Annotated in this window: 13 protein-coding genes and 2 pseudogenes; 12 read left to right on the forward strand and 3 right to left on the reverse strand. The window is 44.1% G+C overall.

Going from position 1 to position 15,173, the window contains the following annotated elements:
- Positions 1–263: 263 nt before the first annotated feature.
- Together hipB and hipA are read left to right on the forward strand one after the other, a co-directional pair.
- Positions 264–530 carry a type II toxin-antitoxin system antitoxin HipB gene (hipB, locus tag HBM92_RS12095; protein ID WP_001304368.1) on the forward strand — a complete coding sequence of 89 codons (267 nt, stop codon included), beginning with the start codon at positions 264–266 and terminating at the stop codon, positions 528–530.
- Entirely contained in the window at positions 530–1,852 is a 1,323-nt protein-coding gene (hipA, locus tag HBM92_RS12100; protein WP_001125431.1) for a type II toxin-antitoxin system serine/threonine protein kinase toxin HipA, read from the forward strand. The genes hipB and hipA overlap by 1 nt, the downstream gene beginning before the upstream one ends.
- 258 nt (positions 1,853–2,110) lie before the next feature.
- Here hipA and HBM92_RS12105 read toward each other — a convergent pair whose 3' ends face one another.
- Positions 2,111–2,524: an acetylxylan esterase gene (locus tag HBM92_RS12105; RefSeq protein WP_000753076.1), complete on the reverse strand. Its 414-nt coding sequence runs from the start codon at positions 2,522–2,524 to the stop codon at positions 2,111–2,113.
- 47 nt (positions 2,525–2,571) lie between these two features.
- Positions 2,572–3,153 (reverse strand): annotated as a pseudogene (locus tag HBM92_RS12110) (LysR family transcriptional regulator); the annotation flags it as partial.
- A 148-nt stretch (positions 3,154–3,301) separates the two neighbouring features.
- Here HBM92_RS12110 and HBM92_RS12115 point away from each other — a divergent pair.
- Positions 3,302–4,084, forward strand: a complete 783-nt coding sequence (locus HBM92_RS12115; RefSeq protein ID WP_001221834.1) for an SDR family oxidoreductase — start codon at positions 3,302–3,304, stop codon at positions 4,082–4,084.
- Positions 4,085–4,336: 252 nt separating this feature from the next.
- On the opposite strand, the pseudogene HBM92_RS25335 reads toward HBM92_RS12115, so the two are convergent.
- Positions 4,337–4,435 (reverse strand): annotated as a pseudogene (locus tag HBM92_RS25335) (hypothetical protein); the annotation flags it as partial.
- A 424-nt stretch (positions 4,436–4,859) separates the two neighbouring features.
- Between HBM92_RS25335 and fimA the strand changes: the two are divergent.
- The 9 genes from fimA to ydeO all read left to right on the forward strand — a co-directional run bounded on the left by fimA (position 4,860) and on the right by ydeO (position 15,122).
- Positions 4,860–5,423, forward strand: a complete 564-nt coding sequence (gene fimA / locus HBM92_RS12120) for a type 1 fimbrial major subunit FimA (RefSeq protein WP_001327671.1) — start codon at positions 4,860–4,862, stop codon at positions 5,421–5,423.
- Positions 5,424–5,784: 361 nt separating this feature from the next.
- Entirely contained in the window at positions 5,785–6,495 is a 711-nt protein-coding gene (locus HBM92_RS12125) for a fimbria/pilus periplasmic chaperone (RefSeq protein ID WP_001195181.1), read from the forward strand.
- Between the two features lie 41 nt (positions 6,496–6,536).
- On the forward strand, positions 6,537–9,188 hold the full coding sequence (locus tag HBM92_RS12130; RefSeq protein WP_000123643.1) for a fimbria/pilus outer membrane usher protein: 2,652 nt from the start codon (positions 6,537–6,539) through the stop codon (positions 9,186–9,188).
- 13 nt (positions 9,189–9,201) lie between these two features.
- Positions 9,202–9,732 carry a fimbrial protein gene (locus HBM92_RS12135; RefSeq protein WP_000876767.1) on the forward strand — a complete coding sequence of 177 codons (531 nt, stop codon included), beginning with the start codon at positions 9,202–9,204 and terminating at the stop codon, positions 9,730–9,732.
- Positions 9,733–9,744: 12 nt separating this feature from the next.
- Positions 9,745–10,248, forward strand: a complete 504-nt coding sequence (locus HBM92_RS12140; RefSeq protein WP_000825467.1) for a fimbrial protein — start codon at positions 9,745–9,747, stop codon at positions 10,246–10,248.
- Between the two features lie 59 nt (positions 10,249–10,307).
- Positions 10,308–11,222: a fimbrial protein gene (locus HBM92_RS12145; protein ID WP_000520591.1), complete on the forward strand. Its 915-nt coding sequence runs from the start codon at positions 10,308–10,310 to the stop codon at positions 11,220–11,222.
- 338 nt (positions 11,223–11,560) lie between these two features.
- Positions 11,561–13,840, forward strand: coding sequence for an acid resistance putative oxidoreductase YdeP (ydeP, locus tag HBM92_RS12150; RefSeq protein ID WP_000726723.1), 2,280 nt, complete (start codon positions 11,561–11,563; stop codon positions 13,838–13,840).
- Positions 13,841–14,087: 247 nt separating this feature from the next.
- The gene (gene safA / locus HBM92_RS12155; RefSeq protein WP_000543389.1) at positions 14,088–14,285 is read left to right on the forward strand and encodes a two-component system connector SafA; all 198 of its coding nucleotides are present in this window, start codon (positions 14,088–14,090) and stop codon (positions 14,283–14,285) included.
- Between the two features lie 75 nt (positions 14,286–14,360).
- Positions 14,361–15,122, forward strand: coding sequence for an acid stress response transcriptional regulator YdeO (ydeO, locus tag HBM92_RS12160; protein WP_000060504.1), 762 nt, complete (start codon positions 14,361–14,363; stop codon positions 15,120–15,122).
- Positions 15,123–15,173 lie beyond the last annotated feature (51 nt).

Genomic DNA, 15,173 nt, shown 5'->3' on the forward strand with positions numbered 1-15,173 from the left:
GATAAATTCGCCTCACGGCATCACCCCATTGAACAGACGTTTTTTACGCGGCCAGGTCATTAAGATTACAGATTCCGGTAGTCAAAGAAGCCACCGCATTAGGATGTGCTTTTTTAAATCCTCCTTTTTATCCGCGATCGCGGATATCGCAGCGTTTATCCCGTAGAGCGGATAAGATGTGTTTCCAGATTGACTTTATCCTCACTAAAGGATAAAACTGATAATATCCCCTTAAGCGGATAAATTTGCTGTGGACGTATGACATGATGAGCTTTCAGAAGATCTATAGCCCAACGCAATTGGCGAATGCAATGAAACTGGTTCGCCAGCAAAACGGCTGGACGCAGAGCGAGTTGGCGAAAAAAATCGGCATTAAGCAGGCGACAATTTCCAATTTCGAAAACAATCCTGACAATACCTCGCTCACGACATTTTTTAAGATTTTACAGTCGCTTGAACTCTCAATGACGCTATGCGACGCGAAAAATGCCTCGCCAGAAGCAGCAGAACAGCAAGATTTGGAGTGGTAATGCCTAAACTAGTCACTTGGATGAACAACCAGCGGGTAGGCGAGTTAACGAAGTTAGCCAACGGCGCGCACACCTTTAAGTATGCACCTGAGTGGTTAGCCAGCCGTTATGCCAGACCGTTGTCACTTTCGCTGCCATTGCAGAGGGGGAATATCACCTCTGATGCCGTATTTAACTTCTTCGATAACCTGTTACCCGATAGCCCGATTGTACGTGACCGGATCGTTAAACGTTATCATGCTAAATCCAGACAACCGTTTGATTTATTGTCAGAAATAGGGCGAGATAGCGTTGGTGCCGTGACGTTAATCCCCGAAGATGAAACCGTAACGTGTCCGATAATGGCATGGGAAAAGCTTACTGAAGCCAGACTTGAAGAAGTATTAACGGCTTATAAAGCAGATATCCCGTTAGGCATGATTAGAGAAGAAAATGACTTTCGCATCTCGGTTGCTGGCGCACAGGAGAAGACTGCGCTGCTCAGAATAGGCAATGACTGGTGCATTCCGAAGGGAATAACGCCAACGACGCACATTATCAAATTGCCGATTGGCGAAATCAGACAGCCCAATGCGACGCTCGATCTTAGCCAAAGCGTTGATAATGAGTATTACTGTTTGCTGCTGGCGAAAGAACTCGGGTTGAATGTTCCGGACGCAGAAATCATTAAAGCGGGAAGGGTGCGCGCGTTAGCGGTCAAACGTTTTGACAGGCGTTGGAATACTGAGCGAACGGTTTTACTTCGCTTGCCACAGGAGGATATGTGCCAGACATTCGGTTTACCTTCATCGGTGAAATATGAATCAGATGGAGGCCCCGGTATCGCGCAAATTATGGCTTTTTTGATGGGGTCCAGCGAGGCGCTGAAAGATCGCTATGATTTTATGAAGTTTCAGGTCTTCCAGTGGTTGATTGGCGCAACAGATGGCCATGCAAAAAACTTCTCCGTATTTATTCAGGCTGGCGGCAGTTATCGGCTCACACCATTTTATGACATCATTTCGGCATTTCCGGTCCTTGGCGGTACGGGAATACACATCAGCGATCTCAAACTGGCAATGGGGCTTAACGCATCCAAAGGCAAAAAAACGGCAATCGATAAAATTTATCCGCGACATTTTCTGGCGACAGCAAAGGTGCTGAAATTCCCGGAAGTGCAGATGCATGAAATCCTGAGTGACTTTGCCAGAATGATTCCGGCAGCACTGGATAACGTGAAGAATTCATTACCGACAGATTTTCCGGAGAACGTGGTGACGGCAGTTGAAACCAATGTGTTGAGGTTGCACGGTCGGTTAAGCCGAGAATACGGTATTAAGTAAGATATGGGGTTTTGGTCGTTGTTAATGAGCAGAACAATCATGAACCGCCAACGACTGGATTCTCCCTTGGTTTATGTTGGTGCGCATAATGTATATTATGTTAAATTGCCTGTGAAGGTCCTTTACTTCACCATTCACATCCACACACAGATAAATCAATACGTTGTGATTTCTGACTTCCCTCCCGTTTCGGTAGAAAAATTCAACCTCTGTTCAGTGATGGCACACCATAGACCATGAGTTGGATAATTGCGTTGTTTACAGCAGCCAGCGCTTTGATGGCACTATATCCCTCACGCTTCTGAATATGTTTGGGTGTGCGTGGGTTTTCCAGTAGTACTCGTAGCCCTGGCGATATAACGCAAAAGGTAATTTAGCGATCTGTTCATCAGTCAGGTTGGCATCACCGGAGTAAAGCACTTCGCTACCGGCGACTTCCTGAGCTCGTGCATCTGAAGCCTGCTTAAGACGTTGTTGAATAGTATCCAACTGTGAATCCTGCATACCATTGCGCCGTACAAGTCCTGAATTAAACATGCTAATGGTTGCAATCGATTTGAATCGTTTGTCCGTCTCGGCGGTAGCAAGTGAATACCCTCCTCCCCCGCAAATCCCCAACAAACCAATACGGGTGCTATCAACACCAGGATACTGGCTGATGAAATCAGCCATACCGTGGATATCTTCAATACGATTCGCAGGTTTATCCACGTTACGTTATTGATGCAGCGATGATTTTGTAGTTCGTGAGGCGTTTCAGGCGCAGGGTTTGCAGCAAAATACGCCGGCGATCCCACCATGGCCATCCGCATATCCGGCCCAATTCGCACTGCAATCATATCCTTATCCACACTTTCACCCAGCCGGATCCCGGCATCAAAACGACCGTCAACAATATCGACAAAACCGTTATCCACCACCAGTTCGACATTGATTTCGGGATATTCTCTGAGGAACGATTTTAACTTCGGCCAGACCAGACTGCGTGCAGCATGTTCCCCGGCTGATAAACGAATATTCCCGGATGGCGCGCCATTCAGTTGGATAAGTGATTCCAGCTCGCGCTCAAGCTCATCTATACGTGGCTCAAGACAGGCAATAATTCTCTCCCCTGCTTCCGTGGGGGCCACGCTACGGGTAGTTCGGGTTAAGAGACGGATATTTAACCTTTCCTCCAGTGCCTTCATTGCATGGCTAAGTGCAGACTGAGAGACGCCGAGTTTGCTCGCTGCTTTGGTAAAACTTCGCTCTCTTGCCACCACAAGAAAGATTTGCAGTTCGTTGAAGTTTTCTTTAAGCATTGATGATTTCCTTGTAGAAGCATTCCCTTCAAAGCGCATTCATGAAGGGTGTTCATAGACACAATCATTTTAGCCTCGTTACTGGCAATAATGATAATTGATATTCTGGCTGTATCAAAAATAAGGCTGAATTATCAGAAGGTTTATCATGAGAATACTCGTTGCTGGCGCAACAGGAAGTATTGGTATTCATGTTGTGAATACTGCTATTGCAATGGGCCATCAGCCCGTGACTCTGGTCAGGAATCGGCGGAAAATCAAGTTACTCCCTCGTGGAACAGATATTTTCTATGGCGATGTTTCAATACCTGAAACACTTACCGATTTACCGAAAGATATTGATGCCATCATTTTTACACTCGGCTCTGATGGTCAGGGACGTATTGGCGCCAGAGCAATAGATTACGGCGGTGTACGTAACATTTTGCGAATATTCATGGATACACCTGTTCGCATCGCCCTGATGACAACGATTGGCGTAACTGAGCGGCTCAGTAGCTGGAATCAACGTACTGAAGTTCATGACTGGAAGAGACGCTCTGAACGCCTGGTCAGAGCCAGTGGGCATATCTACACTATCGTCAGACCCGGCTGGTTTGATTACAACAATGATGATGAGCACAGAATCGTCATGCTTCAGGGGGACAGACGCCATGCGGGAACGCCGGAAGATGGTGTTATCTCCCGGGAGCAAATCGCCCAGGTTCTTGTAACAGCTCTGAGCAACGATGCGGCAAAAAATAAAACGTTCGAACTGGTCGCAGAGCGAGGAGAAGCACAGCAGGATCTCACTCCTCTGTTTGCAGAGCTGCGGAATGATAATCCACAAAAAAATGATGGGGTTTTCGATATAGACAATATGCCCCTTACTGAAGAACCTGAGTGCGTTATTAACGACCTGAATCTGTATTCGAAAAATTCAAAAATCTAACAACGTTGTCATATGACAGTCAGTCTTATGACAGCTTAGAACTGTATATTTACAGATCAAGAAGGAGGAAGCTATTTCCGATATTCGTCAACTTTCAAATATATCGTTTAAAACAGGTATCAGATATGAAAGCACTACTAATTACTGCATTATTCATGGAATTCATTTCGGTAAATACTGCATCTGCTGCTGAGGAGATTCATCATGCAGATAGCAAAGTCGACGATCAGGTCCTCATAGCTGAGTAAAAAGATGGCCAGAGTTGACTGCTCGAGGATGATATCCGCGTTTGGTCATGTAGTAGCCAGGATAGTCCACGAGGAACTGTGCTGCATCATCCTTCAGTTTATGATTCAAAGAGAGTTACAGCAATTTGGTGTTAGTTTCACCAGGCAAATATTAATCATAGCTAATGTTTATAGCCATATAAACTATTAGTACCTCTTGACCTTTCCTGACACTTCCCTTGTTCGCAATAATATTCTGTTTAGTCGCTGTTTATAAATAACATGCATAATGAAATCGTCATGTTATTTAGCGACATAAAATGTTTTTACAAATACTCTCTACAACAAGTGCAGCAATAAACTTGTTGTGAATAGGTGTCCTTGTAATTTAAAGATATTATCATTCTTCGTGAAATGTAATAACCATGGAAACTATATTCTCAGGGCAACATCCAATCAAGAATGATTCTTGTTTTATAAGCAATAACAGAATAACTTAATTGTTAACTCTCTTTATTCAGCTACTTAAATATAAATTTTGGAGAATTATGAAACTCAAACATGTCGGTATTATTGTCGTTTCTGTGTTGGCGATGTCGTCTGCTGCGGTAAGCGCAGCCGAGGGTGATGAATCAGTAACGACCACTGTTAATGGCGGTGTAATTCATTTTAAAGGTGAAGTGGTAAATGCCGCTTGTGCGATTGATTCAGAATCAATGAACCAAACTGTTGAGCTGGGTCAGGTTCGTTCTTCTCGCCTGGCTAAAGCGGGTGACCTCAGCTCCGCCGTTGGCTTCAATATCAAGCTGAATGATTGTGATACCAATGTTTCCAGTAATGCAGCTGTTGCATTCCTGGGTACTACTGTCACCAGTAATGACGATACATTAGCGCTGCAGAGTTCAGCGGCAGGCTCTGCCCAAAATGTCGGTATCCAAATTTTGGACAGTACAGGGGAGGTATTAGTACTTGATGGTGCTACTTTTAGCGCTAAAACTGACTTGATTGATGGCACGAATATACTGCCGTTCCAGGCTCGTTATATTGCTCTCGGGCAGTCAGTAGCTGGTACTGCAAACGCTGATGCGACCTTCAAAGTTCAATATCTATAATTCACTCTTAAGGTGACTATGCGTCATCTGAAATTGAAACAGGGTGTGTGTGGCATGGCTACGCACACCCGAGAAATTCACCAATGTTCATCTCATTATTAATGAAAAATGGTTTGTATTTTGGAGCGGTATGAAAAATCACATAATATCTAAACGATCAATAAACAACAGTAGTTAAACTTGCTGTTATTTAAAATATTTACTTGGTAGCAAGGTTTTCCTATCAAAAGAGAACCAACATTTATTACAAACGCATTAAGTCTGGAAAACCGGCGACTCGCCAATGCATTAGCAATATTTACCGATTGTCTGATGTAACGGTTTCCCCGCTTATCCTCTTAACACATGGAGAATGCATCAGATGCAAACTACGCGTACCCCCTACTCTGTTTCCTTTATGGCGACAGTGTTACTTTTATTGCTCTTTGCTTGCCATAGCACCATTGCCAACGCAGCTGTCGCACTTGGTGCGACGCGGGTAATTTATCCGGCAAACCAGAAACAGGTTTTATTGCCTGTCACGAATAATGATCCTGCCAGTGTCTATCTCATTCAGTCATGGATAGAAAATGCGGGTGACCAGAAAGATACCCAGTTTGTCATTACCCCACCGCTTTTTTCCATGCAAGGTAAAAAAGAGAATACGCTTCGGATAATCAACGCCACTAATCATCAGTTACCAGGCGACCGTGAAAGCCTGTTCTGGGTTAATGTTAAAGCTATCCCTGCTATGGAAAAAGACCAGAAGAATGAGAATACATTACAGCTGGCAATTATTAGCCGCATAAAAATGTTTTATCGCCCCACGCATCTGGCAATGGCACCTGAAGAAGCGCCTGCAATGCTTCGGTTTCGTCGCAGCGGTAGCAAACTCACTCTTATTAATCCAACGCCCTACTTCATTACCGTAACAAATATGAAAGCAGGAAATAGCAATCTCCCAAACACCATGGTGCCGCCAAAAGGTGAAGTATCGGTGGATATCCCGCATGCTGTAACCGGGGATATCAGTTTTCAGACAATCAATGATTACGGTGCATTAACTCCGCGTATTAAGGCAACCATGCAGTAAGCCAGTGACCTAATTAATAATAAACTCAATCGGGATTAAAAATGACAGCCTTTCGTGCCGCATTTAAGGCATATCGTATGCATCAGGTGTTAATACTGCCTCGCTTTGCACGGCTTACCTTTGCCCTTGGCTTAGCAACTGCGGTTTTTCCCGTTGACGCAGAGTATTATTTTAATCCACGGTTTTTAAGCAATGACCTTGCTGAATCTGTCGATTTATCTGCCTTTACTAAGGGACGCGAGGCCCCACCTGGTACATATCGGGTCGACATTTATTTGAACGACGAATTTATGGCTAGTCGGGATATTACTTTTATTGCAGATGATAATAACGCAGATCTCATCCCATGCCTGAGTACAGACCTTCTTGTCAGTCTTGGCATAAAAAAATCAGCATTATTAGACAACAAGGAACATTCGGCAGATAAACATGTGCCGGACAACAGCGCATGCACACCACTTCAGGATCGTTTGGCTGACGCATCATCTGAGTTTGATGTTGGTCAGCAACATCTGTCACTCTCCGTTCCGCAAATATATGTCGGCAGAATGGCTCGCGGCTATGTTTCTCCTGATCTGTGGGAAGAAGGAATAAATGCCGGGCTACTAAACTATAGTTTTAATGGTAATTCTATTAATAACCGTAGTAACCATAATGCAGGAAAATCCAACTATGCATATTTGAATTTACAGAGTGGCATCAACATTGGTAGTTGGCGACTGCGCGATAACTCAACGTGGAGTTATAACAGTGGGAGTAGCAATTCATCTGACAGCAATAAATGGCAGCATATCAATACGTCGGCTGAACGTGACATTATTCCGTTACGCTCACGGTTAACAGTGGGTGATAGTTATACCGATGGCGATATTTTTGACAGTGTGAACTTTCGTGGCCTTAAAATAAATTCAACAGAAGCGATGTTGCCCGATAGCCAACATGGTTTCGCTCCGGTGATTCATGGTATTGCTCGTGGCACCGCACAAGTGAGTGTAAAACAGAATGGATACGATGTTTATCAGACTACTGTCCCACCCGGCCCTTTTACTATTGATGATATCAACTCTGCGGCCAATGGTGGTGATCTGCAAGTAACCATAAAAGAGGCAGACGGCAGTATTCAGACATTATATGTTCCTTATTCGTCTGTTCCGGTTCTCCAACGTGCTGGATATACGCGTTATGCACTTGCCATGGGGGAATATCGTAGTGGAAATAACCTGCAAAGCACCCCCAAGTTCGTACAAGCAAGCTTGATGCATGGTCTGAAAGGAAACTGGACACCTTATGGCGGAATGCAAATTGCAGAAGATTATCAGGCCTTCAACCTTGGTATTGGTAAAGATTTAGGACTTTTTGGTGCCTTTTCTTTCGATATTACGCAGGCCAATACGACACTTGCAGATGACACCCGTCACAGCGGACAATCGGTTAAATCCGTCTACAGCAAATCCTTCTACCAGACGGGAACCAATATCCAGGTCGCAGGATATCGCTATTCTACGCAAGGTTTTTATAACTTATCCGACAGTGCATACAGTCGAATGAGTGGTTACACCGTCAAGCCTCCTACCGGAGACACCAGTGAGCAGACACTATTTATTGATTATTTTAATCTGTTCTACAGTAAGCGTGGTCAGGAACAAATAAGCATCTCTCAGCAGCTTGGAAATTACGGTACGACATTTTTCAGTGCCAGTCGCCAAAGTTACTGGAACACGTCACGCAGCGACCAGCAAATATCATTTGGATTAAATGTGCCGTTTGGTGATATTACGACTTCGCTGAATTACAGCTATTCCAATAATATATGGCAAAACGATCGGGATCATTTACTCGCTTTTACGCTTAATGTTCCCTTTAGTCATTGGATGCGTACAGATAGTCAGTCGGCATTTCATAATTCAAACGCCAGTTACAGTATGTCAAACGATTTGAAAGGCGGCATGACCAACCTATCAGGGGTTTATGGCACTCTACTGCCGGATAATAACCTGAATTATAGTGTTCAGGTCGGTAACACCCACGGGGGTAATACATCGTCTGGCACCAGTGGTTACAGTTCTCTTAATTATCGTGGAGCTTACGGTAATACGAATGTCGGTTACAGTCGGAGTGGTGACAGCAGCCAGATTTATTACGGAATGAGTGGTGGCATTATTGCTCATGCTGATGGCATCACCTTTGGACAGCCGCTGGGCGACACAATGGTTCTGGTTAAGGCTCCTGGCGCTGATAATGTCAAAATAGAGAACCAGACCGGTATTCATACCGACTGGCGTGGCTATGCCATATTACCATTTGCGACAGAATATAGAGAAAATCGTGTCGCTCTTAACGCGAATTCCCTTGCAGATAATGTTGAACTGGATGAAACCGTGGTCACTGTCATCCCAACTCACGGTGCTATTGCCAGAGCAACATTTAATGTACAAATCGGCGGGAAAGTATTAATGACGTTGAAGTACGGTAATAAGAGCGTTCCATTCGGTGCAATTGTCACACATGGAGAGAATAAAAATGGCAGCATTGTCGCGGAAAACGGTCAGGTTTATCTGACTGGACTTCCACAGTCAGGGAAATTACAGGTTTCATGGGGCAAAGATAAAAACTCAAACTGTATTGTCGAGTACAAGCTTCCTGAAGTTTCTCCTGGTACCTTACTGAACCAGCAGACAGCAATCTGTCGCTAAGGAACAATAGATTATGAAATACAATAACATTATTTTCCTCGGTTTATGTCTGGGATTAACCACCTATTCTGCTTTATCCGCAGATAGTGTTATTAAAATTAGCGGGCGCGTCCTCGATTATGGCTGCACAGTCTCATCGGATTCGCTTAATTTTACCGTAGATCTCCAAAAAAACAGTGCCAGACAATTTCCAACGACCGGTAGCACAAGTCCAGCCGTCCCTTTTCAGATTACGTTAAGTGAATGCAGTAAAGGGACAACGGGGGTTCGGGTTGCATTTAACGGTATTGAGGATGCAGAAAATAATACTCTGTTGAAACTAGATGAAGGAAGCAATACGGCCTCCGGTTTGGGTATAGAAATACTGGACGGAAATATGCGTCCGGTGAAATTGAATGACCTTCATGCCGGGATGCAGTGGATCCCATTGGTACCAGATCAGAACAATATTTTGCCTTACTCCGCTCGTTTGAAGTCAACTCAGAAGTCCGTCAATCCAGGACTGGTGAGCGCTTCGGCAACATTTACCCTTGAATTTCAATAATCAGAGTCAGATATGAAAAGACTTCACAAGAGGTTCCTGTTAGCTACGTTTTGCACATTATTCACAGCAACTCTCCAGGCCGCCGATGTCACTATCACTGTTAATGGTCGGGTAGTCGCTAAACCATGCACTATTCAAACCAAAGAAGCTAACGTTAATCTCGGGGATCTTTATACACGCAATCTGCAACAACCTGGTTCTGCATCTGGCTGGCACAATATTACTTTGTCATTAACCGATTGTCCGATTGAAACAAGTGCAGTGACGGCAATCGTGACAGGTTCAACTGACAATACGGGTTATTACAAAAATGAAGGTACTGCCGAAAATATTCAGATAGAGCTAAGGGATGACCAGGATGCGACGTTAAAAAATGGCGATAGCAAAACGGTTATTGTTGATGAGATCACTCGTAATGCACAGTTTCCACTTAAGGCAAGAGCTATCACGGTGAATGGAAACGCAAGCCAGGGTACGATCGAGGCGCTAATCAATGTGATCTATACCTGGCAATAACATCAATTTGATTTTATTTTCCTCCTTTTTAAATCAATTTTTTAACCTTAGGATATATCATGGGTAAAACATTCAGTATAAAGGTCCTGTTCGGTATTTATCTTCTATTAATTGCAGGCAAAGTTTTTGCCTTCAGTTGTAATGTCGATGGCGGGTCAAGTATTGGAGCAGGTACAACCTCTGTTTATGTTAATCTCGATCCTGTAATACAACCGGGCCAGAATCTGGTTGTAGACTTGTCTCAGCATATAAGTTGCTGGAATGATTACGGCGGCTGGTACGACACTGATCATATAAACCTGGTACAAGGATCAGCTTTCGCAGGCTCCCTACAGTCATATAAAGGATCACTGTACTGGAATAATGTGACCTACCCTTTCCCGTTGACGACAAATACCAACGTATTGGATATTGGTGATAAGACACCGATGCCATTACCGTTAAAACTCTATATTACCCCAGTCGGAGCGGCTGGTGGAGTTGTCATAAAAGCAGGGGAAGTTATTGCCCGTATTCATATGTATAAAATTGCCACGTTAGGAAGCGGAAATCCGCGTAATTTTACGTGGAATATTATTTCAAATAACAGTGTTGTTATGCCAACAGGCGGTTGCACCGTTGATAGTCGTAATGTCACCGTGAATCTCCCGGACTTTCCTGGAAGCGCAGAAATACCCCTTGGTGTATATTGCTCTAGCGAACAAAAGCTCTCATTTTATCTTTCGGGTGCCACCACTGACAGTGCCCGACAAGTGTTTGCTAACACAGCACCAGATGCAACAAAAGCATCGGGCGTGGGTGTCTCTCTGATGCGTAATGGAAAAACACTGGCAACAGGAGAAAATGTCTCCCTGGGGACAGTAAATAAAAGCAAAGTACCTCTGGGTTTAAGCGCAACCTATGGACAAACAGGAAACAAGGTTGCAGCCGGAGCCGTCCAGTCAGTCATTGGTGTCACTTTTATCTATGAATAATTGTGATTTTGACATTAGTCTATGCGCTCCATTCACGAAAATTGCGCGGATAATTATTTTGTGAAGGCTATTATCCTACACTTGTAAGAAAATCCGCGCACAATTGAAGCCAGAGTCTTATTTTTTATATTGAGAATTATGTTAATTTAAACCCTATGAGAGATGATGCTTAACTTATCGTATTTATACTACTCTATTATTTAACGATAATAGAGTAAAAATAGTAAGAGAGTAGTCCCCTACTCTTATATATCCATGTTGACGATAAACCCTATGTATATACTGTGCATCATCGCTATTACAAATCCTAATAATTCATTTCCACACAGGATAAGCAGATGAAGAAAAAAATTGAATCCTACCAGGGAGCTGCCGGTGGTTGGGGTGCTGTTAAATCCGTAGCGAATGCAGTACGTAAGCAGATGGATATACGCCAGGATGTTATTGCCATGTTTGACATGAATAAGCCAGAGGGCTTTGACTGTCCGGGATGTGCATGGCCAGATCCTAAGCACAGTGCGTCATTCGACATTTGTGAAAACGGCGCAAAAGCAATCGCCTGGGAAGTCACGGATAAGCAGGTAAATGCCTCTTTCTTTGCTGAGAATACGGTTCAATCATTACTTACCTGGGGAGATCACGAGCTTGAGGCTGCGGGACGTCTCACTCAGCCTTTGAAATATGATGACGTCAGCGACTGTTACAAGCCATTAAGCTGGCAACAAGCTTTCGACGAAATTGGCGCTCGCCTTCAAAGCTATAGTGATCCCAATCAGGTTGAATTCTATACTTCGGGGCGCACTTCCAATGAAGCTGCCTTTCTTTATCAGCTTTTTGCCCGTGAATACGGGAGCAATAACTTTCCCGACTGCTCCAACATGTGCCATGAACCGACCAGTGTGGGATTGGCAGCGAGTATCGGTGTGGGTAAAGGGACCGTGTTGCTGGAAGACTTTGAGAAATGCGATTTAGTCATTTGCATTGGGCATAACCCTGGTACAAACCACCCTCGCATGCTGACTTCGTTGCGCGCTTTAGTGAAACGGGGAGCGAAAATGATCGCTATCAACCCTCTACAGGAACGTGGCCTGGAGCGATTTACCGCACCGCAAAACCCGTTTGAAATGCTGACGAACTCTGAGACTCAGTTGGCCAGTGCCTACTATAACGTGCGCATTGGTGGCGATATGGCATTGCTCAAGGGGATGATGCGCCTGTTAATTGAGCGCGATGATGCTGCAAGCGCCGCAGGTCGGCCCTCATTGCTGGATGACGAATTTATTCAAACGCATACCGTCGGCTTTGACGAGCTACGCCGTGACGTGCTCAATTCCGAGTGGAAAGATATCGAACGTATTTCTGGACTAAGTCAGACACAAATCGCCGAACTTGCTGATGCATATGCCGCTGCCGAACGAACTATTATCTGTTACGGAATGGGGATCACTCAGCACGAACATGGTACCCAGAACGTACAGCAACTGGTCAATCTGCTGTTGATGAAAGGTAACATTGGCAAGCCTGGTGCGGGTATCTGCCCACTACGAGGTCACTCTAATGTACAGGGCGACCGAACCGTCGGTATCACCGAGAAACCGTCTGCAGAGTTTCTGGATCGCCTGTGTGAGCGCTATGGCTTCACCCCACCTCATGCACCTGGACATGCTGCAATCGCCAGCATGCAAGCTATATGTACGGGGCAAGCTCGAGCATTGATCTGCATGGGGGGCAACTTTGCACTGGCAATGCCAGATCGGGAAGCGAGCGCTGTACCGTTAACGCAATTAGATCTGGCGGTACACGTAGCCACTAAGCTTAACCGCTCTCATCTGCTGACCGCACGGCATAGCTATATTCTGCCGGTTCTGGGACGTAGCGAGATTGACATGCAAAAAAGCGGTGCGCAGGCGGTAACCGTTGAAGATTCAATGTCGATGATTCATGCCTCGCGTGGTGTGTTAAAACCCGCCGGTGTAATGCTGAAATCAGAGTGTGCAGTGGTCGCGGGAATCGCGCAAGCAGCACTACCCCAGAGCGTGGTAGCCTGGGAGTATCTGGTGGAAGATTATGATCGCATTCGCAATGACATTGAAGCTGTGCTGCCAGAGTTTGCCGACTATAACCAGCGCATCCGTCATCCTGGTGGTTTTCACCTGATAAACGCAGCAGCTGAAAGGCGCTGGATGACGTCGTCAGGTAAGGCTAATTTCATTACCAGTAAAGGGCTGTTAGAAGATCCCTCTTCAGCGTTTAACAGTAAGCTGGTCATGGCGACAGTACGCAGTCACGATCAGTACAACACGACGATTTATGGTATGGATGATCGCTATCGAGGGGTATTCGGTCAACGAGATGTGGTCTTTATGAGTGCTAAACAAGCTAAAATTTGCCGTGTAAAAAACGGCGAAAGAGTTAATCTTATTGCACTCACGCCAGACGGTAAACGTAGCTCACGCCGCATGGATAGATTAAAAGTGGTCATTTACCCTATGGCTGACCGCTCACTGGTGACCTATTTTCCAGAATCGAATCACATGCTAACACTTGATAACCACGATCCATTAAGTGGAATTCCTGGCTATAAAAGTATTCCGGTTGAATTAGAACCATCAAATTAATTCTCCTCCTCATTTCTTCTGCTGTCATCCGCACAGCAGAAGAATTCCTCATTGACTATTATCGCGCAATTTGCTCACATGGATTAAATTAAATCACACACTATAAGATATAAACTTCTGCCTACAGCTGTAAGAAACTCCGCTCAGTACTGAAGCGCCAGTCCTATTTCCTCTTTTATCCAGCCTGTTATATTAATCATACTGATTAACGATTTTTAACGTTATCCGCTAAATAAACATATTTGAAATGCATGCGACCACAGTGAAAAACAAAATCACGCAAAGAGACAACTATAAAGAAATCATGTCTGTAATTGTGGTTGTCTTGTTACTGACACTTACGTTGATAGCCATTTTTTCGGCAATTGATCAGCTGGGTATTTCAGAAATGGGTCGCATTGCAAGGGATCTTACACATTTCATTATCAATAGTTTGCAAGACTGAAAAATAAACAGCAAATTATAAATATGAAATGTTAAAAAAGTATCGATAAAAACTTTATTGTTTTAAGGAGATAAAATGTCGCTCGTTTGTTCTGTTATATTTATTCATCATGCCTTCAACGCTAACATTTTATATAAAGATTACGCCTTCTCTGACGGCGAGATCCTGATGGTAGATAACGCTGTTCGTACGCATTTTGAACCTTATGAGCGGCATTTTAAAGAAATCGGATTTAATGAAAATACCATTAAAAAATATCTACAATGCACTAACATCCAGACAGTGACGGTGCCTGTTCCTGCGAAGTTTTTACGTGCTTCAAATGTACCGACTGGATTGCTTAATGAAATGATTGCTTATCTCAACTCGGAAGAACGCAATCATCATAATTTTTCAGAACTTTTGCTTTTTTCTTGCCTGTCTATTTTTGCCGCATGCAAAGGTTTCATTACACTATTAACTAACGGTGTGCTATCCGTTTCCGGGAAAGTGAGAAATATTGTCAACATGAAGCTGGCGCACCCATGGAAGCTGAAAGATATTTGTGACTGCCTGTACATTAGTGAAAGCCTGTTGAAGAAAAAACTAAAGCAAGAGCAAACGACATTCTCACAGATTCTTTTAGATGCCAGAATGCAGCACGCAAAAAATTTGATACGCGTAGAAGGTTCAGTCAATAAAATTGCCGAACAATGTGGTTATGCGAGTACATCTTATTTTATTTATGCGTTCCGCAAACATTTCGGCAACAGTCCAAAGAGAGTTTCTAAGGAGTACCGTTGTCAAAGGCGCACGGGTATGAACACGGACAACACGATGAATGCTTTAGCTATTTGATTATTTGCTAACGAGTAGTCAACCACACACGCTGCGTAAGAATTAAATGGG

It is taken from the genome of Escherichia sp. E.sYA108 (assembly GCF_011754335.1).
Taxonomy (GTDB): Bacteria; Pseudomonadota; Gammaproteobacteria; order Enterobacterales; family Enterobacteriaceae; genus Escherichia; species Escherichia coli.